Genomic DNA, 26,950 nt, shown 5'->3' on the forward strand with positions numbered 1-26,950 from the left:
ACTCGTTTCTTCATTCTTAAAAATTACACTACGTGTTAATACTCTATGGTCTCGAAGTCAAATGGCACCGCACCTTCACTCAACCATGGATTCATTGACATATCAATTTCAGGGAACGGAAGAGTAAAGTCCATTTTAAAGATACTCACCTTGAAAGAATTAACAGACATGTCTGATTCATCCACTTCTCCTTTGTAATACCCATACAAGTCGCCCTCATAACTTCCACGCTCCTGAGCATTAATCATAGATATTGCTTTGTCGGGATCGTAGTAAGAAAGTCTGACATAATCGTACCAGTTATCGCCTTCCAGGGCCAGTTCCTTTCTGCGCTCGTTAAAGATCATCTCAAAATCGAGTTCCTCAACAGCAGCAGCCCCGGGGATTGCGCGCTGACGCACAGCATTGAAATATTTCAACGCTTCGGCATCAGTAGTCTTTTCGCTATTCCCCAGAATTGCTTCAGCATAGATCAGGTAAACATCAGCCAATCTCAGAATATGAGTAGCAAGATCAGTCGCCATACGCTGACCAAGGTTACCATTCTCAGCAGCATGATCGCCCTCATAATGACCTACAATATGTTTCACAATATTGGCACCAGTGGGAACTCCAAATGTGGAACCTGCAACATTATTGTCATTGTCCATGGTAACGGTAAAACCACCCTCGTGGCGCCAGAAATACTCGTAATGATCGCCCCACATCATCATGGTAGCCTTCCGGCGGGTATCGTCATTCTGACGGGTGGCGCTAAGCGCATTCTCTCCAAAAAGGTTCTGAAGATCAATCGTAACACCTCTCCAGGATCCCCACGTGTCACCGGCTATTCCTGTAAAGTTATTCAGGGCCACATCCGACTGGATAGAATTTTGTGAAGTCCAGGTGTTGGAAATAGTCCATCTCCATGAAATCAGATTTTCAGGGTTATAATTTCCTGTACTAATGCGAAAAAGGTTGCTGTAAACGGGTTCCAATTGCCCCGGATAGTTATCAATCACCTGCTTTGCGTATTGTTTGGCAAGATCAAGATATTGCTGATCGCGAGTCCCGGACTGTCCAAGTCCTGAACGAGTAAGGTAAACCTTTGACAACAATCCCATAGCAGAATATTTGTGAATACGCCCGGCTTTATTCTCCTCAGGAAGTAACTCAATGGCTCTCAGGAGGGTTCGCTGAATATATTCATAAACATCTTCCAGCCTGTTTTTTCTAAGCTGATTGGCAGTTCCTGCACCAATAATCTCAGTGTTGCTGTGAATAATCGGAACAGCACCCCAGATGCGGGCAAGATAAAAATAAGCAAGAGCTTTCATGGTCATGGCTTCACCGATAACCGTATTTTTCACATCCTTACTCACATCCGACCCTGCTTTACTTCTAACATTTTCTATCACAGCATTACAATGACCATTTACCAGCCAAAGCGAGTTGGATGCATTCACAAGATCCTCATTAGTTGAATTCAGGTTGAAATTCTGGTAAACCGTTTCAGTTCCTGTGTAAACATTTCCTGCAAGCTGATCACCAATCCACAGGAATCCACGCTGAAAGTCATACCACGGGGAGTTGTACAAGATGTTCGCTGCCTGAAAGCATTGATCATCTGTCTGATAAAAATTATCAATGGTAAATGAATCCTCCGTTGGCCTGTCAAGAAAATCTTCACAGGAGGTAGCAGTAATCAATAATACTGCCAGGATCCATAACACTTTATATTTCATTATTCTTTTCATGTGATACCAATTTTCTAAATTATGCAACATGCAATACCCTTTATACCAAAGACTTTGCTTCATAATCAAGTTCATCATTTATTAAAATGAAACATTCAGACCAACGGTGTAAATACGAGGAGCAGGATAGCGCCCGTTGTCAAGTCCGTAAACATTCTGGCTGGTCTGACTGGCACCAATCTCAGGGTCGAAACCCGAGTATTTGGTAATCGTGTAAAGGTTCTGCACTCCGGCAGAAAGTTTCAGGTTATCAATACCCCAGCGTGAAGTCAACCGGTTAGGGACATAATAAGCCAGAGAGATGTTCTTAAACCTCAGGTAAGATCCATCCTCGACATAACGATCTGATATGCGCATGTTATCATTGGGGTCACCGGCAATTGTTCTTGGCATGTTGTCTTTCCCCATCTGAACAATTTGTACGTTATCGATATCATTGTACCAACCATCAACATCATTAATCGGTCCTAAAATCGTACGGTCTGTTACCTCCGCCAACTGATTGTCCCACATATTATCCATGCCGGAAAGACTGCGTCCGATATAATTCAGGACTTTATTGCCATAATTACCGTTCATAAAAACTGTTAATTCCACATTCTTAAATCTGAATGTATTGTTCCATCCAAATGAAAAAGTAGGCCATGGAGATCCCAGAAATGTCTTATCATGCTCATCAATTACTCCATCCGGTTTACCATTGGGGCCTGAAAGATCTTTAAATTTCAGGTCACCCACCCAGGTGGTGGTAGCCCGGTCCCAGTTCAAATCACCTGTTTCGGGATCAGCATTGGGAAATGCCTCCTGACGGGGACTGTTAATAATGTCATTTTTACTGGTAAATACTCTGTCAACTTCATAGCCGTAAAAGCCATAAAGCGATTGACCTAATTCTGTCATAGTTACTACATCGCTCCATTGTCCATACCCTTCAATGTGTGCAGAAGGAGTTCCGGTAAGACCGAGTAAGGTATTGTCATTCATTGTGAAGGTAATTCCGCTATCCCAGCGGAACATGGGAGTTACAACAGGTCTGGCATTCAAAGTTATCTCCACTCCTTTGTTCTCTATTTCTCCAAAATTTCCTGAAGGAGGATTGAGTCTTGAAGATTCGTTTCCGCGAGTTCCCATATAGGAAGGTAACTGCATGGCCATCAACATATCGGAAGATTTCTTTTGATACAGATCCACAATCACATCAATTCGATTATCGAATAAACCCAGATCAATACCTAAGTTGTATTGCTCCTGCTTCTCCCACTGAATATATGGGTTCGCAATATTGGTCTGACGATAACCATCACCCAGTCCTGTAGGCATTTTGGTAATAGAGGCACCCCATTGATAACCCCCAATGCTGGCATTACCGGTTTGTCCCCATCCTGCACGGATTTTTAAACTATTCACAATTCCGCTCAAACCATCCCAGAAAGGCTCATCAGACACTCGCCACATTCCGGAGAATGCATGGAAGGGAGCCCAGCGGTTTTCAGGACCAAAATTTGAAGATCCGTCATAACGGAAAGTATAAGTCAGGTAGTATTTACTACTGTAATTATAGTTGGCTCTTGAAAAGAAAGAGGCCATTGAGCCACTACCAAACCCCGAGCCAACAATCATGGTATTATTATCCCCCAGACTTGGAGAATGAATCAGATTACTGGGTAAAGCACTACTGGAACCGTTCAGATATTCCCAGGTAGATTCGGAAACCTCCTGACCAGCCATAAGACTTGCACTATGGTTTCCAAAATTTCTGGAATAAGTCAGGTAGTTCTTCAACTCCCAAAAACGGTTCTTATTGTACTGCCAACGAGAGCTATTTTGCGTATTGGCTACATTCCCATACTGATAAGTAGGAGTAAAAGTATAGGCATTGGTATTACCAACATCCATAGAAGCCTCTGTCCTTAATGTCAACCCCTCAATAAAGGTAATATCACTGTAAACATTGGCTGTAAAATTTGTTCGTTCAAGTCGGATTTCTTCATCCAACGCTTTTGCAATAGGGTTGATTTTACCGGGTGAACCTTCACGCTCATCCCCGGACCAGCTGCCATCCACATTGTAAACAGGCACATCCGGCGAAGTCTTCATTGCAACATTGATAATACCATCTTCACTGTTGTTCAATCCCAGTTGATCTTCACTTTGAGCAAACGTAATGTTGGTACCAATGGTCCACCAGTCCTTCAACTCAGAATCAAGATTCACACGACCGGTAAAACGCTCATAGCCGCTACCAACAACGGTACCTTCCTGATCGAAATAACTACCGGAGATGAAATACTTGCTCTTTTCAGTTCCTCCCGAAGCACTAATCTGATGGTTTTGCATGGGAGCTGTTTGAAACACAGCATCCTGCCAGTCAGTCCCGGTACCAAGCAGAGAAGGATCCAGAAGCTCTTCACGTGATTCACGGCCCTCTGTTTCCGCAGCAATATTGTTGCTGTATGAGGCATATTGACGCAAGTCCATCACGTCAATTCTTTTAGCCTGCTCCTGAATACCATACTGGAAGTTATAGTTGAATTTTGCTTCACCACTCTTTCCTCTTTTTGTGGTAATAAGCACAACACCGTTAGCTCCGCGCGAACCATAAATGGCAGTTGCAGAAGCATCCTTCAGAATCTCCATCGATTCAATATCGGCGGGGTTGATATTTGACAAACCACCACCAAAAGTACTTACAGGGGCATTTCCCAATTTATCACCAAGACCAACACCATGTCCACCCTGGCTTACATTCTGAATGGGTACCCCATCAACCACATAAAGCGGCTCAGCCGATCCGGCACTCAAAGTACTCTGACCCCGGATACGAATAGAAACTGATGCACCCGGTTGACCGGAGGTGGAAATAGCGGTGACCCCCGCTGCACGCCCCTGTAAAGCCTGGTCAAGGTTGGCAGAAACACTTTGTTGCAAATCTTCACCTTTTACCGAGACACTCGCGGTAGAAACATCGCTTTTCTTCATACTACCATAACCCACTACCACAACCTCATCAATCGAACGGGTTTCAGGAACCATTTGAATATCCACCTCCGAGCGATCGCTCACATCAATGATCTGGTTTTCAAATCCAATAAAAGAAAACTGAAGAACGTTTTGTCCTTCCTCTAAAATTACGCTGTAGTTACCATCCATGTCAGTTATGGTACCCTGTGTGGTACCCTGGATAACAACGGACACCCCCGGTAAAGGTGCACCCGTTTCATCGGTAACGTTTCCGGTTACTGTTTTCCCCTGCCCAAAGGCCATTACCTGAAAGGCAAGAAAAAACATTGCTAAAAAAAACCGCAGATTTTTTCTCATAAGAAACAAATTAAAATTACACTGTAAAACCAATTTATGTCAGAAAGGGTTTTTTACATTTTTTCACATCACAAATGTATTGCTTGCCAAAATGCTTTTCTAATACTTTTTTATCATTTACCGTTAGTTTTTTTACATATCACAAACCTTTTTAGCATTATAAAACAGAATAATTCCGGTAATCCATCTTATAGCTCAAGTTATTCAACGCGAAAAAATAAAGCCCGTGTCTTTAACTTACAGGACTTTGACACACTTCTATCTTTTATCTCAGATTCTAAACCAAGAAAGAATATAAAATCACAATACTTCATTTTTATTAAAAATGTATCACAAAAAACTGATCATTTTTTATCCAAAACGTTCATCATTTCAAAAGACTATTGAATTATTACAGATAGTTTGATTCAAAAACAAACCCAATCTATTCTCTCTAAGAGTATTTTTTAACAAATAAAAACAATTCTGCAATTAATAAGAGGGGTGAAATGTATCCAATAAAGGGTGTAATTGTATTATAAAAAGAAAAGCCGCCTGAAAAACAGACGGCTTCATCCATTATCAAAAAAATCTCTACTATTCAACCGGGGAAAATCGAATGGATTGTCCACCTCCTGCAGCGAGATTGAGACTCATTTCAGTATCAGCCTCCACTATTTTCTTAGTAATTTTAATAGCGGTAGGATTAGATTCCCAGTGGGCATCAGCCCCATCTGCATAGATTTCGGCTAAGTATTTTTTGTCCGGATCCAGAAAGGACAGTTTGATTTTAAAGTCGCGTGCTTTTTCATTGGTCAGACTCCCCAGGTACCAATCTTCTGAATTCTTGTCCTTGCGCACCATAGTGATGTACTCTCCAATCTCTGCATTCAGCACCTTGGTGTCGTACCAGTCAACCGGGACATCAAGGAGAAACTTCAGAGCCGGATGTCCTTCATAATTTTCCGGTAAATCAGACATCATCTGAGTAGGTGACAAAACAACGACATAAGCCGCCAACTGCTTCGCAATAGTGGTATGAACCCTGCGCCCCTCACGATACTTTATCATTATGTCAAAAGTCCCGGGCGTGAAATCCATTGGCCCTGCCAACAAGCGGGTAAAAGGCAAAGTCGCAAGATGAGAAGGAGGATTTCCATCACTCCACGCATCATATTCCATTCCACGACCTCCTTCACGGGTCATCATATTGGGGTAGGTCCGACGCTCTCCGGTATCCTTAATCGGTTCATGGAAATTAACAGCCAGTTTATTTTCAGCGGCCTTTTTAAGAATTCTCCGGTAATAATTGACCCCAAACTGACCATGGTGCCACTCTTTCATGTTGAGTTTAGAGCCTACCTGACCAATTTTAATGTCATGGATTCCGATCTCCCGATAAAGTGCAAACCCATCATCCACCTGATCAAGGTAACTAATAAGATTAGATCCTGTTTCATGATACCCGATCAACTTAACGCCTCGTTTGTTGCCATACTCCACCACTTCTTTCAAATCAAAATCATCCACACTTTCTGTAAAGCTAAACTGATGCATGCGATTTTCGTACCAGGCAGGTGTCCACCCATTATTCCATCCCTCAATCAGCAAAAGAGGTACATCATGCTCCGAGGCGAAGTTGATATATCTTTTCGCATTTTCGGTGGTAGCACCAAGATCTTCACTTTCCCAAAACGTATATTTCCCAATATGCATGCCCCACCAGATTCCCATATATTTCGAAGGTTTTATATAGGAATGATCCTCCAGTTTATTTGGCTCATTAAGATTTAATACTATATAATTGGTTATCAGGTCACCTGGTTCTTCACCAATCTGAATCGTTCGCCATGGTGTTTTCATGGGAGCACTGGTCTTCACTTTGGTTCCATCAGCCCAGGGCACCAATCCGGTAACCAGTTTGTTCCCGGGCATTGAAACAACGGTATAACTGGCATAGTCAACCAGTGCTGCTTCATGCAAAGAAAGATATAATCCATCCGCCGTTTGCATGGTCAAGGGCGTATGCACCGTATCCATCTTACTGATGCCCGACCTGGTAAACAAATATTCATAACGATCGGGCTGATAAGCTTTGATCCACCATGCAGTATGATCATCAGTCATAGCAAATTCCGTCACCTCATCCATAATGACAAAATCTTCCATACCCTCCTGTTCAGGTATTTCATAACGGAAGCCGACGCCATTGTCAAACACTCTAAAGAAAACAGACATTTGGCGACCAGCTTCTGCCGTTTCCTGAAGATCAACCCTCAGTTGATTGTAATGATTACGGATAAACTGTTTTTCGCCCCATACCTGTTCCCATGTGTTATCATAAGAAGTAACTTCACTCCCGGTAATTTCAAAGCCTTCGGTCAGAGGCGCCTGATCCTTTAATATAAACCCCATTGCAGAGTTCAGCACAACCTCCTGCCCCTTGTAGGACACACTGTATTGAGGCTTGGTTTCATGCAGCCCAAAAGAAACATTAATATTCCCATCGGGTGACTGAACAGTCACTTTTCCCTGAGAACATGATGCCAGTACAACCACCGACATCAGCACTAAAAACAAATTTCTTATCATATTGATTTTATTAATTGTTTGCTGTTGCAAGAAAACAAAAACAAGGAAATTCCAGGGGATGAAAATGTTTTTCAAACAGGGTTGAAATGTCTTAAAAGACAAAAAACTGCAATCTTAATTACATTCTATACACTCACGAAAACAATTATTCGCAACCATTTCTCCTTCAATCTCAACGAGCAGGTTGTCTCTGCAAACATCAGCCTGCACAAAAGCAATAGAAACATCCGGGAAATATTCCTTACAAATTTGTTGTACAACCGGAAAATCCTCCTCTTTTTTCACATACACCCGCAGCAAAGTATATCTCAAGGCATCCATATTGAGGGTCCCTTCTGCTGATCTGGTTATTTCTTCAAGATTGCCAATGGTGACGCGTGTTTGCTCCTCCACATCCCCAATTCCCACCGTCTCCTGACCAATAATGGAGGCAGTTCCGGATAAAAATAACGTAGAATTCCCGGGCATTTCCAATAATCTGGCTCTTTCGAACTGAGGGGGTTGCTTTGCAGCCGTCTTCATCGGCGCTGAGCCAACCAGCACCTCCTGACCATACACATAAGCATTCTGTTGTTTCCGGTTATTTACAGGAGCTGTGGTAACACTACCAACAAATGGCTTCACGGCAAAAAAATCAATGGTTACCCCGGGTATTTTAACACCAATTCCGGTAGCAGCAGGAAAATCCTTCCGGGTACGGTAATGCTTGTAAAAACGGCCACGCACCTCATTAAAAACCTGATAATTTTGCAAATCCCGGCCATCGGCAGCATTAATCTTTAGAATCCCTCCCACATAGTTCCATTGCCTGATGACATGATCCATGGTCATGCCTTCTGTGTGCAGGATTTCCAACATCTGTCCGAAGGCACGGATGGCATCCTGCTCAATGTCTCCAACAAGCTCAACTCCTCCGGCTCCACTCATCCACAACTCTTTAACCATAGCATCTTCAATCAAGACATAGGGAGTATCACAATGCATTTTGTAATGAATCTGCAACTCCTGTCCGGTAACAAAACCCGCCTCCACAGCAAACGAAGAATCAGAAAAAGGCTTTTGAGAAACGATATTGAAAGCAGGAACCTCATCATAAAAACAATCAAAAACTGCCTTGGAAAAATCAGCTGCTTTGCCTCTATACTCATCTTCATTTTCGCAACTCACAAAGACAGTTAGCTTAAAAACCTGTCCATTTATTTCTCCCGCATGAGTTTTAACTTCGAGCAGCAATTTCTTTATTCCTTCTATAGAATTACTATACTTGTCAAGCTCCAAAAACTGGTATGTTTTTTCAATCCCCATAAAATCATTTTCCGAAAAATACACCTCTAATGAGTCTATCAATCATTTCTTTTCTCGAACGACAACTGAACATGTTCATTTTTAACCGCCTCCTCAAGTTGACCCAGGTTCATATTAACAGGTTGATTAATAAACTCGGGCACATTAAATGAGTAGAAAGTCATATCATAAAAATCAGGGTCTTCCTGAGGCAATAAAAAAGGTTTGCCTGCATTTCCCTGCTCGTCAATATGGGCAATAAATGGCATGGTATAAAGTCCGTTAACCCTACGACTGCTAAACACCATCCATCGTGAATTGGACGACCATGAATGGTAACTCTCTGTCTGATCGCTGTTAAGTGTTTCAAGCGGTTTATTAATTCCTGTTTCCGTGTCATACAACCACAAATCCGCCTCCGGGTGCCAGATTGAAAAATTCCCATAGTTAAACTTTGTATAAACAATGAACCTGCCATCATAAGAAGGACGGGGAAATGAGACGCTCTGGTCCAATTCGGCAGCATTGAACAGTGTGTCTATTGCAGATCCAAACATTCCGGTTTCCGGATCAAAGTCAATCCTCATCAAATTATATTTAATATTTTTTATTTGAAGCGGAAGCGTGTCAACCCGGGCTGAACAAAAGAATAAAGACTTCCCATCCGGAGAGAAAGCAGGAAATGTTTCCATGTGATTCTTGCTTTGCAAATGATCACACGAAAAAAGTGTGTTCTTGTTAACATCGAAGATTACAATATCTGAGGCATGATCAAAAACTTCAACTCTTTTCTCATTGGCAGCATGAAATGTTTGTTGTGTTTTATTCACCGAATAGGCGATATAATTGCCAGTGGGATGCCAATAAGGATACACACATTTTGAAAGTGTTTCTTTTGTTTTTGTATCCAGCACTTTTAAGTTTCCGTCTTCCAGCAAAACAGTGCCTCCCTGCGGTCCGCGAATATGCAAACTCATATTAGCAGCATTCGTTTGTCTGTAAGAATGACAATTCATACAGCTCCCCTGGAAAAGCGTATTTTCTACAATCGCATTTTGATTGAAATTATCCAGAGACCTTTGATAAATCCCCATTTTACTGTAAATCTCATAACCCGGGGCAATTAACCGATAGGAAAGGCCATAGTCAATGGGGTCGCCGCTGACATAAACAGGAAAAGGCGAAAAACGATACCATTCTCCATTGCGATTTACATCAAGATGAAACATAAGACTATCCCCTTTCGACGTCTCAAGAAGATGCTTCCATTCATCCAAAGGCATCTTCAGTGTTTGTTCTGCTTTCACCCTTAGGATCTTGCCATCACTGTTCTCAATATATAATTCCGAATAACGAACAGAGTCCCATTCAATTCGAAAGTTGAGAGGTGCAATTCCCGATGGGATGGTCACCCCAATATAATCGGGGAAAATTTCCGGATATCCCTCCTTTTTCTGAACTTCTGATTTTCCCCCAACGCAGGAACTAGTTGCCAGCAAAAGAAAACTGACCATTGAAAAAAGCAAACCCTTCATGACAAACCTTTTAATTCCTAAAATGAAAATAATACCAATAAGTTTCGCCGAATTTTTTGTGCAACAGCGGTTGCGGATCGGGCTGAGATGTATAAATTTTCCTGTATCTATTCAAAGAAGATTTGATCTCATCTCTTATTGGATACGGTATTTCTTTAATAACCTCACTTTTTGAAACATCCCATGCATAAACCAAAGCCTCCTGAAAATGCCGTGGAATTCTGAAATAAGACAAAGACTCACCTAGTGGAAAATACTGCACAAAATGTTGAATATCTTTATTCAATAAACAATAAGCCATCAGATACTCAAAAGCCAGTTTATTTTTCTTTTCGGAAAGCATAATTCCAAGCATCATATCCTTTTCCTGATCACTAAAGAAGAAATCTCTGTCCAGCTTCATACTCCTTAAGAGCCCGTATTCAGGGTGTTGATTGATAAGATCCTCTTTTTGCATGGCTCTTTCAAGATAAGTAGCCCACTTACGGTAATAAAATGTGTTTTGAAGAATTTTCAGATACTTCTTTGAAAGCACATAGTTTCCGTTAATCAAGCTTGTCTCGGCAAGCCGTTTCATCGTCCTTACACTTTTCTGATAATCAGGCAAAGCCTCCATCGCTTCAAAAGAAAATCGCTGTGCTGTATTAATAAACCCCAAATGGTAATAGACCTCTCCGGCCACCATCGGAATCGTAAAATCTTTAGTAAAGTCCGGAATCAATCCTTCATCCCCCTTTTGGATAAATTCGAACATCCTGTCTCCCAGTTGTCCTTTTTTCCCCAAAGCCAGATTCAAACAAGTAACAGAAAGCGGACTTTGAGGTGCCTTTTCTTCAGCCTTATGGATAATCTCTTCCCATTTTCGCATTCTTACATAAAAATCATATTCCATTATTCCCTCCCGTTCAAAATCAACCGACCGATAGATAAACCAGCTTCCAAAAAGAAAGAAAATCAGCACCTCAACTAAAAGGATATTCTTCTTTAAACGAAAATTTCCTTTGGAAAGAAATTTGGAAAGAAATGGCAATAATACAAGCAGAAGTCCGATAATCCCCACGATCACCGGAAAATTTATGGGAAACCGGAAGTAATTAACACCCACAATAAAGGGAACCAGGGGAAACATTCCCAACCTGTTTTTTAGAAAGAAAGGAATTGCCAAAACAAGTAAAACACCCAATGAATTAAACAAAAGAAGGAATTTCCACGAACGGGTTTTTTCATTCAATTCATAAATTAAGAGGAACAAAAAGAAGAAGAGGACACTTCCTCCGGCAATCAAATAAAGTAGCGGGATTCCTAAAAGAATAAACAGTATTTTCACCAGACCCGATCTGCTGAAAGTATATAGGTAATTGGACAAGCTAATGAAAAGAATGGCAACCAATCCGCCTGTCAGGTAATTCTCATCACATAAAAGTCCCCAATACATCAAAACCGGGAAAAAGGAAAGCACAAAAAAATCTTTGGCTGCTCCTAGATTTCGGATCGTTCCAAGCAAGCTTCTCTGGAAAAGAATTAGCAAGGTGGCTATAATCAGGCTCCCGACCCAGGGATAAAAATAAAACTGCGTAAAAAACGAACCCAGGTAATTACTCAAACCGCCCGGCTGCATTACTCTTTCAAGAAAATAGTCCGCAGTAAAAAGAAATAACTGGTACTGTTCCTGATAGTGCAGATGGAAAGAATAAAACAATCCAAAAAACAAAAAGATGAGTAACCCCAAAAAAAGGGAACTTAAGCCGGAAACAGATATATTTTTCAACATAAAAACTAATCAGTCAATAATATATTCACCAGTAACAATTTCAGATTCCGCCCCACCCGAAACCAATTGTATTCTATTAAATACATAAGGGCGAGCAGAAATCGCCCGCCCTTAAGCCTTTTTTATAGATAAGTGCTAATCATTTACAGCCTCAAATTTATAAAGCCAGGTCTCACCTGTTCCATTGTCACCACCGAGAATAAGTGTATTCTCTGTTACTGAGACAAGTGCTAATTCTGTAAACACCGCATTTCCACCATTAACATTCACTCCATAGATGATACTGATTCCATCCAACTTGATGGTTCCCACGGAGTAACCATCAACCTTCGACCCCAGATCCAATTCTACAGATCCGGTATGAACACCAACGGGATCAATACTGGTATCACCTCCCTCGTAAACCTCTTTGGTCAAACTCAAATCTGAATATTTGAAAGTCATGATCCCATCCTGTCTTTCAATCATATTCTCATAGCTGTTCTGCCACCAGCCGGCACCCGGATCAGTAAATCCATGATAGGGACCATTGGCCCATACCACACCACTACGTGACCATCTCCAGCTTTTAGACACATTCGGATCGGCAAGGAAATCCCCAAAAAGGTTTTTGTACTCAGCCGGAACGGTGGTCAGTTCTTCCACAGTGACTTCCTGGGTATAAGCATCCTCTATAACTGATCCGTCAGCTTTAGCCAAATCCAGAGAGAGAGTAAAAGTACCAAGAGATGTAACAAAGAGCTCCAGCCGGTTTTTATTTCCTTTAGCATCACCAAAAGTCCAATCACAAAGATAAGGTGCATCACAACTCAACGTCAGTTTATTTCCGGGTGTTCCGTCTTCGGCAACTTCCTGAACCACATTTATATTGTAATCAACATAATTGGCATTTCCCCAGAAATAGGGTTTGGAAGTTTTATCCACTGAACCATCTGCATTGTACTTTATACCTAAACGGGCCTTGACATCTGCCGGCAGATTGGTCATCGTATCAATCTGTACGGAAAGGTTATCTTCCACTTTTGACCCGTTTCCATTCAATCCAACAAATTGAACTTCCTTTGTCCCGACATTATCGAATACAACAGTTGCATAGGAGGACTCAATCTGAGAACGATCAGAGATCCACCTCGAAAGAAGAGGAGAATTATTTTCTACAATAACTTCATTCGAGTTCCTGCCATCTACCATTATCGGTTTGGCTGACAGCTGAAGGCTCTCCTTGCTGACAACACCCGATAATGAATCACGATCTTCAATAGGATCGCAAGCTGCAAAAACAGCAGCAATAAGGGTAACATATAATATTATTCGTTTCATGAGATTCTGTTTTTAAAGTTTTACCAACCCGTATAGTTACTCGAAGCAGTTCCATAACCCGGAGTTTGCGTCAATACGCCTTCCGACAAGGCAATTTCAGACTCAGGAATAGGGAAAAATCCGCCTGTAGCTTCATATCGAGCTCTATATCCCCCACCAAAAGATTTCATAACCGTTGGGGTTCCACTTTCATAAACCTTCACACCCAGCTGTTCTTCAAGCAACTCAGGAGCATCTCCCCAACGCCGGATGTCGGCATAACGTCTTCCTTCAAATGCAAGCTCGAATCGGCGTTCACGCTTCAAGGCCTCTAATGAATAACTCACAGGATCCAGACCGGCCCGGACACGAACCTCATTCATTTTGTCAGCTGTTTCTGTCAATTCTGAGTGCATTAACAATACATCCGCAAATCGAATCAACATCAGGTCATTAACACCATCCAACTGAAAGTTATCGGTTGCATCAAACATTGGGACAGAGAAAGAAGAATAATAGGTTGGATTACCTTCTCCATCCACTTTCCCTGTTTTTGCACTAATGTGAACACTTTTCATTTGCCAGTAATCGGTTTCTTCCATCATAGTCCAACCGCCAAATGAGTAATCCGGCAGATCGGCAACAGGCATTATCGATGCTTCTCTCCTTAAGTCACTGGGTTCTGCATCTTCCCAGGTCTCCCAAAGAGTTGGATTGACAGGTCCTGCACCCCATCCCTGCCCAAGAGGGAAGGTATTGCCGTAAGGCTGACCGCCACGGATTCCAAAATGGAGTAAATATTGATTTGAGTATCCAATAGTAGTACTCCAATCGGCAAAGTTGGAAAATTTAATGGCAAAAACGGACTCCTGATTTCCATCACCAGCCCAATTCAGATCACTTCCATCGACACCTGTTTCGCCAGACATTTTTTCAAAATCGGACAGCGTGTATTCATTGGTATAAGCCCACAGATTTCTGAAATCTCCAACCAGGTCATGTCCACTATTGGCAATACAGTCTTCCAGATAGCTTACAACATCCGTTTTGCTCAGAGAACTTCCATCAGCCAAAGGCATTGCATCTTTATTGTAATATCCGGTATAGAAGAGATAAACACGGGCCAGCAAAGCTTCTGCAGCCCATTTGCTAGCATGTCCCGCAACAGTCTCATTGTATGGCACATCCTTCATCAAAGAGATGGCTGATACCAGATCATACCCTATCTGTGCATAAAGAGAATCAGCAGATGCATTAGGCAGGTTTTCGGCCTCATCCGAATTTAAAGGCATGGGAACCTCTCCATACATTTCGGCGAGCTCATGATAAAAGAAACCACGCAGAAAATGTGCTTCGCCTTTCAATTGGTTAACCTCTTCTCCCTCTAATCCCATCTTTTCAATAGAGAGAATAACACTATTGGCTCTGAAAATCCCCTGATAACGCGCCTTCCAAAAAGGGCGGGAAGCATCAGTTCCATGATTCATAATTTTATCCCAGGCCTGCATCAACTTATCGTTATCTCCTCCACCGCCAAAGCGGTCATCAGAGGCAAGTTCGGCAGCATAAAAATAGGTACACTGAGGATCGGCCACAGCAGTATTGAGGGTATTGTAAATTCCAATTACTGCCTGTTCCACATCTTCCACATTGGCGGGAAAATTAGTGGTATTTTTCTCGGTGAGATTTTCTGTGTCAAGGAAATCTTCACAACTGGTAAATACCAGAATGGCTATTGCGAAATATATTAATCTTTTCATATTCTTCTCCTAATTAAAATTTGAGATTTAATCCAACCAAATAAGTTCTTGGGGCAGGATAGAACCCAAGATCAATGCCGGAAGACCAGTTTCCCTGATTACCGGATCCACCGTCATATCCATATCCTACCTCCGGATCCATCCCCGAATAATTGGTAAAAGTGTAAAGGTTTTGAGCAGAAACATAAAATCTCACTTGCTGTAAGGGCAAATTGGTAAAGAGTTTTTTGAAGTCATACCCAAGAGTGACATTGCTGATCTTTACGTAATCCCCATCTTCAATATAGATATCAGAAATATTCTGCCAGTTGGTATTTGTACCGGGGGTAAGGCGCGGCAATTTATTGGAAGTTCCTTCACCGTACCAACGGCCAAAAATTTCGGTAGTATAATTTTGACGCTCGCTATCAGCAAATGACCGGTAAGATTTCGCAATTTGCTGTCCAAAAGCCCCATTGGCTGTCAGACCAAAGTCAAGACCTTTGTACGACAAGCTAAGGTTCAGACCTGCAGTGAAATCGGGATGAGGATTACCAATTTCGGTTTTATCATTTTCATCAATGACTCCGTTCTTATCTATATCAGCGAAGATAACATCTCCTGGCTGTGCACCTTCCATCACGCCCAGACCTTCAGTACGTCTTGCTTCGATCTGCGACTGGTTTTGGTAAATTCCTTCGGTTTTGTAACCCCAGAAATACCCAATTGGCTTACCCTCTTCTGCACGATACATCTCTGTCGTTCCCTGACTTAGCACGTGCGGCTCACCATGAATAATTCCTTCACTATTGGCAATCCGGGTCACTTCGTTTTTGTTATATGCGCCGTTAAGTGCAACGCTGTAAGACAAATCTCCTACACGATCATTCCAGTTCAAAGCCAATTCAATACCACTATTCTCCACGTCACCTCCATTAATGAATGGTGGTTCTGTACCAAAAGAAGCCAATGCGGGAGCAACAACCAACCAGTCCTTTGTGGTTTTTACATACCAGTCAAAAGCTACTCCAAGTTTAGAATTCAACAATCTGGCATCAAATCCCAGGTCAATCTGTTCTGATGTTTCCCAGGTAATATCCTCATTGGGCAAAATATTTTGATATCCTCCCTGACTTTGTTCGGTTTTGGTATTACCAAAGGAGTATTTTGCTGTTTCAGGGAATCCTACTGTGGCAATATACTGGAAGTTATCGATGTTACAGTTTCCGTTTTGTCCCCAGCTACCCCGCAGCTTAAAGAAATTTAAGATACCACTGACTCCGTCCATAAAAGTTTCGTTGGACATTACCCATCCGGCAGAAACCGAAGGGAAATACCCCCAACGATTGCCTTGTGCAAAATTGGAAGATCCATCAGCACGCATGACCACGGAGGCCATATAGGTTTCATTAAAGTTATAATTGACACGCCCGAAGAAAGAGGCAATACCCCCCTCTCCCCAGGGCTCTCCTTTAATGCTGGTCACACCTGCGGTATATCCTTTGGTATTGCTCAGCCATGCATGGTCAAAGTCAGAAAAAATAGAACGGCTATTGGTAACATCTACATTCTCACCAAGACCAAACTTCTCCACCGACTGGCCAACAAGGGCATCAATAAAGTGTCCGTTGGTGCGGAAAGAATAATTCAAAGTATTTTCCCATTGCCACTGAAATCCAAGATTCATGGATTGCTGTGTCTGATCGTTCTCCGGATTATATCCGTCTCCTGCGGTACTCAACTCATAAGTTGGGACATAGCGTCTGTAGCTACTAGCTGAAAGTTTATATCCGAAACTGGTTTTAAATTTCAGATCGGCCAGAGGCTGTAATTCGAAAAATACGTTTCCCTGCAGATTATGATTCTTAGATAAATTGCGCCCGCTTCGATACTCCATCAAAGCAATAGGGTTACTGGTTTGTGAATCGTAGTTGACCAGACCGGTAGAACTCTTATCATCAGCATCGAAATATTCTCCTTCCTCATTGTAAACGGGCATCAGAGGAGAAGCAACCAACATTGAGTGAATATCGTTGGCATAGATGTTTCCAATCTGAATACCATTGCGTGTACTGTAACTGTAGTTCAGGTTTTCTCCAAAACGAACAACATCCAAATCATTTACACGATAAAGAACATGATCGGAATTAACCCGTGCCGTAGTCCTTTCATAACTGGGATTTACCGGTTTACCTAAAATACCATCCTGGGAAGTATGAGAGAACCCAAATGAATACGTAGATTTATCGTTACCACCTGCAATGTTAAGTGCATGATTCTGGGTGGGAGCATTCTTCTCCCGAATCTCCTCGAGCCAATTGGTTCCATCAGATTCGCCAGCCATAATAGCCTCATAATCGGGGACAAAACCAGCCCAGTCATAGCCATCTTTTCCGTCGTTAAAACGGGTTTCGTCCATCATGGTCATATACTGCCTGGCATCCAGAAGTGCGGGCATTTTATAAACATTTTGAACGCCATAATAACCATCATAACTTACCTGAACTTTCCCGGCTTTTCCTTTTTTGGTGGTTACCAAAATCACTCCGTTTGCAGCACGAGACCCATAAATAGCTGCTGATGCAGCATCCTTAAGAACATCAATTGATTCAATATCTGCAGGGTTAAGCGCATTGATATCCCCACCTGTGACACCATCAATAACATAAAGCGGATTGGAATTACCCACGGTTCCAAGTCCCCGGACGTTTACTTTATATCCTTCACCAGGCATCCCTGAAGATTGGGTAATGTTCACACCGGGACTCTGGCTCTGCATGGCTTGCAAAGGACTCACTGTATTCATTTTTTGAATATCCTCTCCGGAAACATTCAAATTGGCACCCGTAGTAAGCGCCTTCTTTTGAACACCATAACCGACTACGACTACTTCGTCCAGATCGGTATAGACATCACGCATTACCACATTAATCTGAGTCTGGTTACCCACAGAAACCTGCTGAGTTTCCATTCCCACAAAAGAAAAAACCAGAACAGATTCCGCTCCGGCCACATTCAAATTGTAATTACCCTCCACATCGGTAATCACTCCATTTTGAGTCCCCTGTTCCAAAACAGTAACGCCGGGAACAGGCTCACCTTGTGCATCGGTAACATTGCCACTCACCTGCGTCTGGGCAAATGTGGCAATGCTGAAACACAAGCCGATCAAAAAAAATAACACTCTTTTTTCCATAACAATAGAGTTAAAATTAAAACTAAAAAAACGCGTGTGTTTTACTTTTTTAACAGTCGTTTAAACTAAAACAATACAGCATATTTAATTGTATATCATACACTTTATAGCACAAAAAACACGCACATCGCCTTGTTTTTAGCACTTCAAAGGATGTGTATGTAAAACATTATGGCCACAAAGTTATATCTACTGACAATCCTCTCCTAATACAATTCACTCACTTTTTTGCTGTTTTTTTACATTTTTTTGCGTTTTGCTTTTTAGTTTCAACTTTACCCGATCATCATTTATGTTTCTGAAATTGTAGTCAGAAAGTCGTCTTATAACAAAAAAAGGCCACCCCGAAATGAGGTGGCCTGGAAAAAAGAATGTTCTCTTAAAATATACTCAACATCAATTACCAACTAGGAGTATATCGTCCTTCACCATTTTTATAACCTTCAACCTGCTCGAGTAGGCCTTCTGACATATCAATCTGAGGTTGAGGTATTGGGAAAAATCCTTTAGTGGCCTGATAACGGGATGTATAGCCATCAGGATGCAAAGCTGTATGAGTAGCAGGTTGTCCAAAATTATATACAGACACACCTTCCTGCATTTCAAGATGCTCGGTAGTATATGCATCTCCCCAGCGACGCATATCGTTCCACCTCAACATTTCGAAGGCAAATTCATGACGGCGCTCTTTTTGGAGAGCATCAAGTGAGTATCCACCAATATCTGGCAACCCTGCGCGATTCCTTACTCTGTTAATGTATGATTCATCTTCTTTTAACTCTGCCAACATTAACAGGACATCAGCATAACGAATATATACCAAATCATCTGTATGGTTAAGCTGGTTATTTTCAGGAGTACCATACATTATCACACCATAACTATGTCTGCGGACACCGTCACCATCTACTGCAGTAACTCCATTGTACTTTTTACCCCAGTAATTACTTTCCAGCACGAAATCCCAGACACCCCTATTATATCCAATCTGAGTATATGGATCATCGCTGTCTTCTGGATAATCCAGATTAGGTACCGAGTCCATCAATTCCTTATTAAGATCAATTACGGAAGCCCAAAGTCTCGGGTCATTTGGTTCATCTTCCAACCACTGGTTAACCATGGATCCAGGAACAGAATTTCCCTGTCCCCATCCACCGGCAAAAGGAACGGTTTTATTTATATCCTGCATTCCCCGGAGTCCCCAGAACAATGTCAGAGTATTGGAATAGCCTCTGTCAATATCCCAGCCGGCATAGTTTGAAAACTGCAGCGCAAAAATAGTTTCAGGATTTCTTGCCCCGCGGTCGCTGGCATAAATAATTTCCTCCTGATCTATATTATTTTCGCTAATATACTCCTGAATGTAATCATATTCGCCTATTGTCAAAGAATTTGTATAGGCCCATAACTGATGAAAATGATCAACCATCCTATGTCCGCTATTGGCTTCAGCATCTTCCAGCCAACCAATTACATCATTCTTTGTAACGCTACCACCATCGGGCAAAGCGATGGCATCTTTCCCATAGAAACCTGTGTACCAAAGAAAGACTCTTCCCATCAATGCTTCTGCAGCCCACTTTGTAACACGACCTTGTTGAGTCTGGTCATAAGTTTTATTAGGCAACAACTCTATTGCATCTTTTAAGTCAGCGGCAATTTGTCCGTTGATCTCATCAGCTGAGGCCGCTCCCATATTAATATTCTCAGTGGTAAGTTTTAAGGGAACCTCATTAAACACGGTGTTTAAGCGAGAATAAAAGTAGGCTCTTAAAAATTTGGCTTCTCCCAGATATTGGTTCTTCAATTCAGGACTGACAACGTCATCTCCGAGAAGTCCCATATTCTCAATAGCAAAGTTAGCTCTGTGAATGCCCTGATAGGTAACTTTCCACAAATTCTCTAACATACTATTATTCGCATACTGAAAAGTCTCATAAGATTGTGCAGAAACATCATTATTCCCACCACCACCGAGCTTATCATCACTGGCAACTTCCATAATCATTTCATAGCTTACATCTCCCAGATGTTGAGCATTATTCATGGTGGTATAAATACCTGCCATCATTTGCTCAGCATCATCTGCTGTTTGAGGGAAGTTTGCTGATGTCTTATCAGTAAGAGTTTCTGTTTCAAGGAAATCCTCACATCCCATCAGCAGTACAGCTCCAATTAATATATATAATATTTTTTTCATAATGCTTTAAAATTTAAGGTTTTAAAATTTCAGATTAAGTCCTACCAGATAGGTGCGTGGTGAAGGATAAAAACCTAAATCAATACCAGAAACGAATGGCTGTTCATCACCATAGCCAACTTCAGGATCCATTCCTGAATAGTCCGTAAATGTAACCAAATTACGACCTGCCACATACAAACGAGCCTGTCCTAAAGGCATATCCGGGAGTAATTTCTTAAAATCATACCCAATAGTAAGGTTCTGAATTTTTATGAAATCACCATCATGTATGTATATATCCGAAACTGTCATTCTGTTGACACTATTACCGGCAGTTAAGCGCGGAAATGAATTGGATGGATTTTCCGGTGTCCAACGCTTCTCAAGAATTTCTGTGGTGTAATTATGAAATTCGTTATCGGCAAACGAACGATATGACTGAAGAATCTCATGTCCAAAGGCACCTTTTCCGGTAACTGAAAAATCAAATCCTTTATAGGCAAAATTAAGACCAAAACCAATTCTGACATCAGGGTGAGGATTACCAATCATTGTTCTATCCTCGTCATTTACAACGCCATCTCCTGTGACATCAACAAATTTAACATCACCTGGCTGAGGATCTCCCTGCAAGTAGCCATTATCAGCATAGCTATCAATATCCTGCTGATCCTGGAAAATTCCGTCGGTCTTATATCCATAAAAATACCCTACCGGCATTCCAGTCTCAACACGCCAAACTGGCTCAGTTTGTTGAGATATTACATTAGAATTACTTTGAATAAAACCTGAGGCATTTCCTAAATAGGTAACTTCATTTTTATTAGTGGAAATATTAAACTGTGCACCATAGCTGAAATCCCCCAAATTATCATTCCAGTTTAAAGCTAATTCAATACCGCTATTCTCGATTTCCCCACCGTTATAGTATCCTGCAGGGGCACCAAAGATATCAGGCAGAGGTTCACGAACCAACCAGTCCTTAGTGGTTTTCACATAGTAATCAAATGCTGTACGAAGACGTCCTCTAAGGAAATGAGCATCAAAACCAAGATCCAATTGCTCAGAAGTTTCCCATGAAACATCCTCATTAGGCAGAATTGAAGGGAAAGCTCCCTGCTGCATTTCTCCTCTATTATCACCAAAACGATAATTATTATCCTTATCACTTCCAATCAAAGCAAGATACTGAAAAGGAGTAATGGCTTGGTTTCCATTTTGTCCCCAACTGGCTCTCAGTTTCAAGAATTCCACAACATCATTGTTCCCCAAAAAGTCCTCTTCTGTCATTACCCAACCGGCAGAAACAGATGGGAAATACCCCCAACGGTTACCTTCTGCAAAATTAGAGGAAGCATCTGCTCTCATAACCATTGTTAACAGGTAAGTTTCATCATGGTCAAAATTAACCCTTCCAAAGAAAGAAGATAATCGTCCTTGATCATATGGGGTACCTGCAACCGTTGTGACTCCAGGAGTTATTCCCTGGGTATTATCAAGGTAAGCGTACTTGTAACCTATAAAATTAGGATAACCATTGTTTGCTTCCATGCTATACCCAATTCCTGTTTTCTCAACAGATTGTCCTACAAGAACATCAAAGGAGTTTAGATTTACATTGAAAGAATAATTCAGCGTATTTTCTAAAGTCCAGTCATGCCCACTTCCGGCACTTTGAATGATATTACCAGGAGTATGGGTCACATCACCAGCAAGAGAAAACTCTGGCTGATAAGACCGATATCTGTTGGAATTGGATCGGTAACCAAAGCTGCTTCTAAAAATCAAATCCTCTATGGGTTGAATCTCAACATGAACATCACCATTGACATTGTAGTTATGAGATTCGTTCATTCCCCTCTCTAAATGCATTTGTGCAATTGGATTGTAAATCCGTGAGGACACATCATCCAAACCACTTTCTTTTATATTATCATAATTAAAATATTCTCCTTCGTCATTATACAAAGGAACCAGGGGATTACCCACCAACATATTACGAACATCATTCCAATACATTCCACCAATGGCGATACCCGCTTTTTTGCTATAACTATAATTAAAAGTTTGCCCAACCTTTATAACATCACGTCCATTATTTTCATACACAACATGATCACTATTAAGTCTGGCGGTAATTCTTTCAAAATTGGGTTCAACAGGCTTACCGAAGACACCTTCCTGTGAATAATAAGAAAAACCCATCGAGAAAACAGATTGCTCTGATCCACCGCTGATATTAATAGCATGGTTCTGAGTTGGTGCATTTTCATTATAAGCTTCGTCCATCCAGTTTGTTCCGTTCCACTCACCACTCTGAACTTTTTGATATAACTCAGGAATTTTACCGGCAAAGTCTTCAGGGGATTTTTCAGAAGTAACTCTCTCTTCATTCAAAATTTCCATAAATTGAGAAGCGTTGAGAGGCGTAGCAATATTTTCAATATCCTGAACGCCATAATACCCGTCATAGGTAACTTCAATTTTCCCGGCTCTTCCCTGCTTGGTGGTAACCAAAATTACACCGTTGGCAGCGCGTGAACCGTAAATAGCTGCAGATGCAGCATCCTTCAGCACATCAATAGATTCGATATCGCTGGGATTTAAGTTGTTGATATTTCCACCAGCAACACCATCAATAACGTAAAGAGGATCGGGATTACCAATAGTACCCAAACCACGAATATTTACCTTAAACCCTTCACCGGGTTGTCCGGAGCTTTGGGTTATATTCATACCCGGTGCCTGACTTTGCATTGCTTCAAGTGCAGAACCAGTGCTCTGCTTTTGCAAATCATCACCCCCAACATTCAGGTTAGCACCGGTAGTCAGTTTTTTCTTCTGAACACCGTAACCAACAACCACTACTTCATCGAGATCGGTAAAAGTCTCAGACAAAACAACATCAATGGTTGTCTGACCACCTACCGTTACCTCCTGGGTTTGCATACCCACAAACGAAAATACCAGAACAGACTCCTGTCCGGCAACACTTAAATTGTAATTACCATCAATATCGGTAATCACACCATTTTGCGTACCTTTTTCCAGCACTGTCACGCCCGGAATAGGTTCGCCCTGCGAGTCGCTAACACTACCACTCACCTGCACCTGTGCAAAGGAGGCAATGCTAAGACATAAGCCAAAGATTAAAAACAAAACTCTTTTTTTCATAGCCATAGAGTTAAAATTAAAAATTACAATTTACTTTTTTTCACATTATTAATACTACTTATTATCAATTAAATACCTGTAAAAAACTCTTTCACATAGTCTAGTTTTCTTTGATTGTTAGGCCTTAATAAGTAAAACCTCTAATAAAATGCCCTCAACTGTTCTGTTCTATGTGGCTTGACAAATATAAGGTATCGCCGCGAAATAATGAAACCTTTTTTAAGTTTTTTTAATTCTTGATCATGCTTTTCCAACCAACCAACTGACCATCAAGACACTCAGGCCTCAAGACAACTTTCGATTCGGCTATTAAACCCACCCTTGCTCATACAATTTCTTCATTTTATTATACTATTTTAAGAAAAAATAAAGCGAAATAGCGCACTTCACAGACCTGAGAAAAAAACAGACAAACAGACTCCCCTTACTTTCAACAAATAGAAAAATCCTATTTTGAATAAATCCACACAACACTATTGTACTATTTTGTCTCTTTCGCTATTTTTGCACAATAAACCTCCAATTAAATACTATGAGAAATCAGATACACAGAGAAATTACCCCTTTACAGGAAGATGATTGTTTTCTGGTTTTCGACAGGGAACGTGACCTTTTTACCTTCCCTATCCACTTCCACCCGGAATATGAGATTAACTTCATCGCCAAAGCAAAAGGAGCCAGAAGGGTTGTAGGCGATCACATAGGGGAAATCACTGACATGGAACTTGTAATGGTCGGACCAAACCTCTATCATGGTTGGGAGAATTATAAAAACACCAGTGATCATATGCATCATGAAATTACCATTCAATTCCCGAGAGACTTATTTCAGGAACATCTGTTGCAGAAAAACATTCTTAAACCAATAAGAGAGATGATGCACAATGCCAACCGGGGCATCCTCTTCTCAGAGCAAACCACAGAGATGGCTGCAGAAAGACTGATGGAAATTAGCAAAAAAAGAGGTTTCGATTCTTACATGGAGTTTCAGTCGCTGTTGTACGATCTGGCAATCTCCAGAGATCAGCGGTTGCTCACAAATATCTCATTTCAGAAAACCAGTGACTTCTTCAACAGTGACCGAATTGAAAAGATATACAATTTTGTACGTGAGAATTACAACAAAAGGATCATGCTGGAGGATGCAGCCAATCTTCTGAACATGTCAATTGTTTCCTTCAGTCGCCTGATAAAACAGCGTACGGGAAAGTCTTTTGTAGATTTTGTAAATGAGATTAGGCTCGGTTACGCCACAAGAATGCTCATTGAAACCAATAAAAGCGTATCTGAGATTTGCTACGAATGTGGATTCAACAACATTTCAAATTTCAACCGAACCTTTAAGAAAAAACAAAATTGCACCCCATCAGAATTCAGAACCAATTTCAACGGGGTGAAGAATGTTTTTTAACCCGATTGTTCAGGTTATCTTAATCTCTCATTTTCAAATCAGAATACAATCAGAAAAAGAAGGCCAAAAACAATGATAGCCTGAGCAAGCAGAATACGCTGGGGCAAATCAAATGAATAACTTTTTTTTGAAGACATAATGAATGGTTTTTTAATGGGTTTAATAACATAGGGTTACCATAACACTATTCACAAGACGAAAAAAAAACAAAAAGGTTGCGTTCTTGTATAAAAAAAACACCATCACAATTTTGATGGTGTTTTTTATATGAAAATGTTTTACTCAATTCATCAGAATCCACCCTCGCCGGCAGCAAACTGTTTCTGCAGAGAGAGAACTGCCCTGGCACATCCTTCATTACCTTCGGGAAAGGAGAAAACAAGACTGTAAACCTTTGTGGATCGACAAACGAATCCAAATGCACTGTACATTTTACCCTGGGCTTTATTACTTACAAGCAATTTATCTCCATCGTAAAGCTGCATATGGACCTTTTCTGAATTGCCTCCTCCATTCACAACATTAAATTTATACTGACTCCGACTGTTCAGGATCACAGAATACTTAACGGTTCCGCTTTCCCCTGCTTTGTCATTTTTCAAGTCAACAATAAAGTCTTTGATATATTGTCCGTCTCCCATCTGAGCGAGGGCATCTTTCAAAAGAGCTTCGTGATTGCACTGAGCATTTGCACCGGAAAACCCAACGCCCACCAAAAGAAGAAGTGTAAATATTAATTTTCTCATCGTTCAAAATTTTAATCGTACTGTAAAAAAAGAAGTTAAAAACTACTGGTAATCAGACTCCTATTTAACAATGTCAGTACGAATTTCCTTAATTTTATCAATTATTGTGCCAAGCGTTTCAGGTGAAATTTCCACATGACTTACCTCATCCTGAACAATAATAAGCATTCCGTCCTGTTCAATGGTTTTGGGTTCGCCAACTTCTTTGGTTATTTTTACCTGCTTATACAGTGTCTTCAGTTCAGACAAATGATCAATCAGCATCTTGAAGCTGCTGTTTTGCTCATAGTTCTGAAGAATGATGTAAAGAATGTCCACAATCTCCTTTTGTTCCCCCAAGCGGTTGATAAGCTCCTCATCGTTGGTATTCTCTATTACATTGGCCGCAATATACAAACCTTCAACCCAGGCACCTGCTATCACAAGTGCACTGACGTTGCTCCTGTTTTGCTGGCGCAGATAAGAATCCATCTGATTAAAACTGGAAACAGACATCTGCATAAGTGAATCCAGATTGCTGGAATTGGTAGCCATTCTCTTCAGGGATTCAAAATCAAAAAACTGTCCAACCCTGATCCCATCGGCCAGATTCTTCACCGCCAGAAGGTAGGAAACAACAATATTACTTTTGTCGTATGAGTTAATATACCCCAGATCAGCACTAAAAACACCGAGGTTAAGTGCTCTTTTAAAACTGGTGCTATAGTCAGATATGTTCTCCGGATTGTTAAGAATTTGTTGCGAGAAATCAACACCGGTGGACTTAATAAGATTGGCCATCTCAACAGGTGAAGAAATGTTCTGAATTACATCTCCAATAATTTCCTCAGAAAGCTTTAATGGTGCCTCCCCGGTAATTGAATCGGGCAATGCAAGCTCATCATCCTGCTGAGCATTTTTCTTTTCTGAATTTCCGGCACATGAGAACAAAAAACTGCCACCGGTCAATATTAACAGAGCAAAAATCAGATTCTTAATCATAACT

Annotated in this window: 14 protein-coding genes; 1 reads left to right on the forward strand and 13 read right to left on the reverse strand. The window is 41.1% G+C overall.

The annotated features are described in order from the left end of the window. Nucleotides 1-35: 35 nt before the first annotated feature. The 11 genes from W7W_RS0101600 to W7W_RS0101655 form a co-directional block, all read right to left on the reverse strand. Nucleotides 36-1,736, reverse strand: a complete 1,701-nt coding sequence (locus W7W_RS0101600; RefSeq protein WP_010662119.1) for a RagB/SusD family nutrient uptake outer membrane protein — start codon at nt 1,734-1,736, stop codon at nt 36-38. An 81-nt stretch (nt 1,737-1,817) separates the two neighbouring features. Next, nucleotides 1,818-5,054: a SusC/RagA family TonB-linked outer membrane protein gene (locus tag W7W_RS0101605; RefSeq protein ID WP_044084329.1), complete on the reverse strand. Its 3,237-nt coding sequence runs from the start codon at nt 5,052-5,054 to the stop codon at nt 1,818-1,820. Nucleotides 5,055-5,630: 576 nt separating this feature from the next. Next, nucleotides 5,631-7,625 carry a glycoside hydrolase family 97 protein gene (locus W7W_RS0101615; protein WP_029510232.1) on the reverse strand — a complete coding sequence of 665 codons (1,995 nt, stop codon included), beginning with the start codon at nt 7,623-7,625 and terminating at the stop codon, nt 5,631-5,633. A gap of 114 nt (nt 7,626-7,739) precedes the next feature. Then, nucleotides 7,740-8,972 (reverse strand): chorismate transformation enzyme, FkbO/Hyg5 family, encoded by a 1,233-nt coding sequence (locus W7W_RS21525; RefSeq protein WP_010662123.1) that lies wholly within the window; start codon nt 8,970-8,972, stop codon nt 7,740-7,742. Next, on the reverse strand, nt 8,969-10,444 hold the full coding sequence (locus tag W7W_RS0101625; RefSeq protein WP_010662124.1) for a TolB family protein: 1,476 nt from the start codon (nt 10,442-10,444) through the stop codon (nt 8,969-8,971). Before W7W_RS0101625 ends, W7W_RS21525 begins: the two co-directional genes overlap by 4 nt. 10 nt (nt 10,445-10,454) lie before the next feature. Then, on the reverse strand, nt 10,455-12,215 hold the full coding sequence (locus W7W_RS0101630) for a DUF6057 family protein (RefSeq protein WP_010662125.1): 1,761 nt from the start codon (nt 12,213-12,215) through the stop codon (nt 10,455-10,457). A 135-nt stretch (nt 12,216-12,350) separates the two neighbouring features. Continuing rightward, nucleotides 12,351-13,535 (reverse strand): hypothetical protein, encoded by a 1,185-nt coding sequence (locus tag W7W_RS0101635; protein WP_010662126.1) that lies wholly within the window; start codon nt 13,533-13,535, stop codon nt 12,351-12,353. Between the two features lie 20 nt (nt 13,536-13,555). Further along, the gene (locus W7W_RS0101640) at nt 13,556-15,274 is read right to left on the reverse strand and encodes a RagB/SusD family nutrient uptake outer membrane protein (RefSeq protein ID WP_010662127.1); all 1,719 of its coding nucleotides are present in this window, start codon (nt 15,272-15,274) and stop codon (nt 13,556-13,558) included. Between the two features lie 13 nt (nt 15,275-15,287). Further along, nucleotides 15,288-18,449 (reverse strand): SusC/RagA family TonB-linked outer membrane protein, encoded by a 3,162-nt coding sequence (locus W7W_RS0101645; RefSeq protein WP_010662128.1) that lies wholly within the window; start codon nt 18,447-18,449, stop codon nt 15,288-15,290. A 400-nt stretch (nt 18,450-18,849) separates the two neighbouring features. Beyond that, on the reverse strand, nt 18,850-20,652 hold the full coding sequence (locus W7W_RS0101650) for a RagB/SusD family nutrient uptake outer membrane protein (RefSeq protein WP_010662129.1): 1,803 nt from the start codon (nt 20,650-20,652) through the stop codon (nt 18,850-18,852). A gap of 21 nt (nt 20,653-20,673) precedes the next feature. After that, entirely contained in the window at nt 20,674-23,808 is a 3,135-nt protein-coding gene (locus W7W_RS0101655) for a SusC/RagA family TonB-linked outer membrane protein (protein ID WP_010662130.1), read from the reverse strand. A gap of 532 nt (nt 23,809-24,340) precedes the next feature. Between W7W_RS0101655 and W7W_RS0101660 the strand changes: the two genes are divergently transcribed. Next, the gene (locus tag W7W_RS0101660; RefSeq protein WP_010662131.1) at nt 24,341-25,219 is read left to right on the forward strand and encodes a helix-turn-helix domain-containing protein; all 879 of its coding nucleotides are present in this window, start codon (nt 24,341-24,343) and stop codon (nt 25,217-25,219) included. Between the two features lie 290 nt (nt 25,220-25,509). Here the strand turns inward: W7W_RS0101660 and W7W_RS0101670 are convergent, their stop codons facing one another. Continuing rightward, nucleotides 25,510-25,965, reverse strand: coding sequence for a hypothetical protein (locus W7W_RS0101670; RefSeq protein WP_010662132.1), 456 nt, complete (start codon nt 25,963-25,965; stop codon nt 25,510-25,512). A gap of 60 nt (nt 25,966-26,025) precedes the next feature. Next, nucleotides 26,026-26,946 carry a hypothetical protein gene (locus tag W7W_RS0101675; RefSeq protein ID WP_010662133.1) on the reverse strand — a complete coding sequence of 307 codons (921 nt, stop codon included), beginning with the start codon at nt 26,944-26,946 and terminating at the stop codon, nt 26,026-26,028. Nucleotides 26,947-26,950 lie beyond the last annotated feature (4 nt).

Source organism: Marinilabilia salmonicolor JCM 21150 (assembly GCF_000259075.1).
Lineage (GTDB): Bacteria > Bacteroidota > Bacteroidia > Bacteroidales > Marinilabiliaceae > Marinilabilia > Marinilabilia salmonicolor.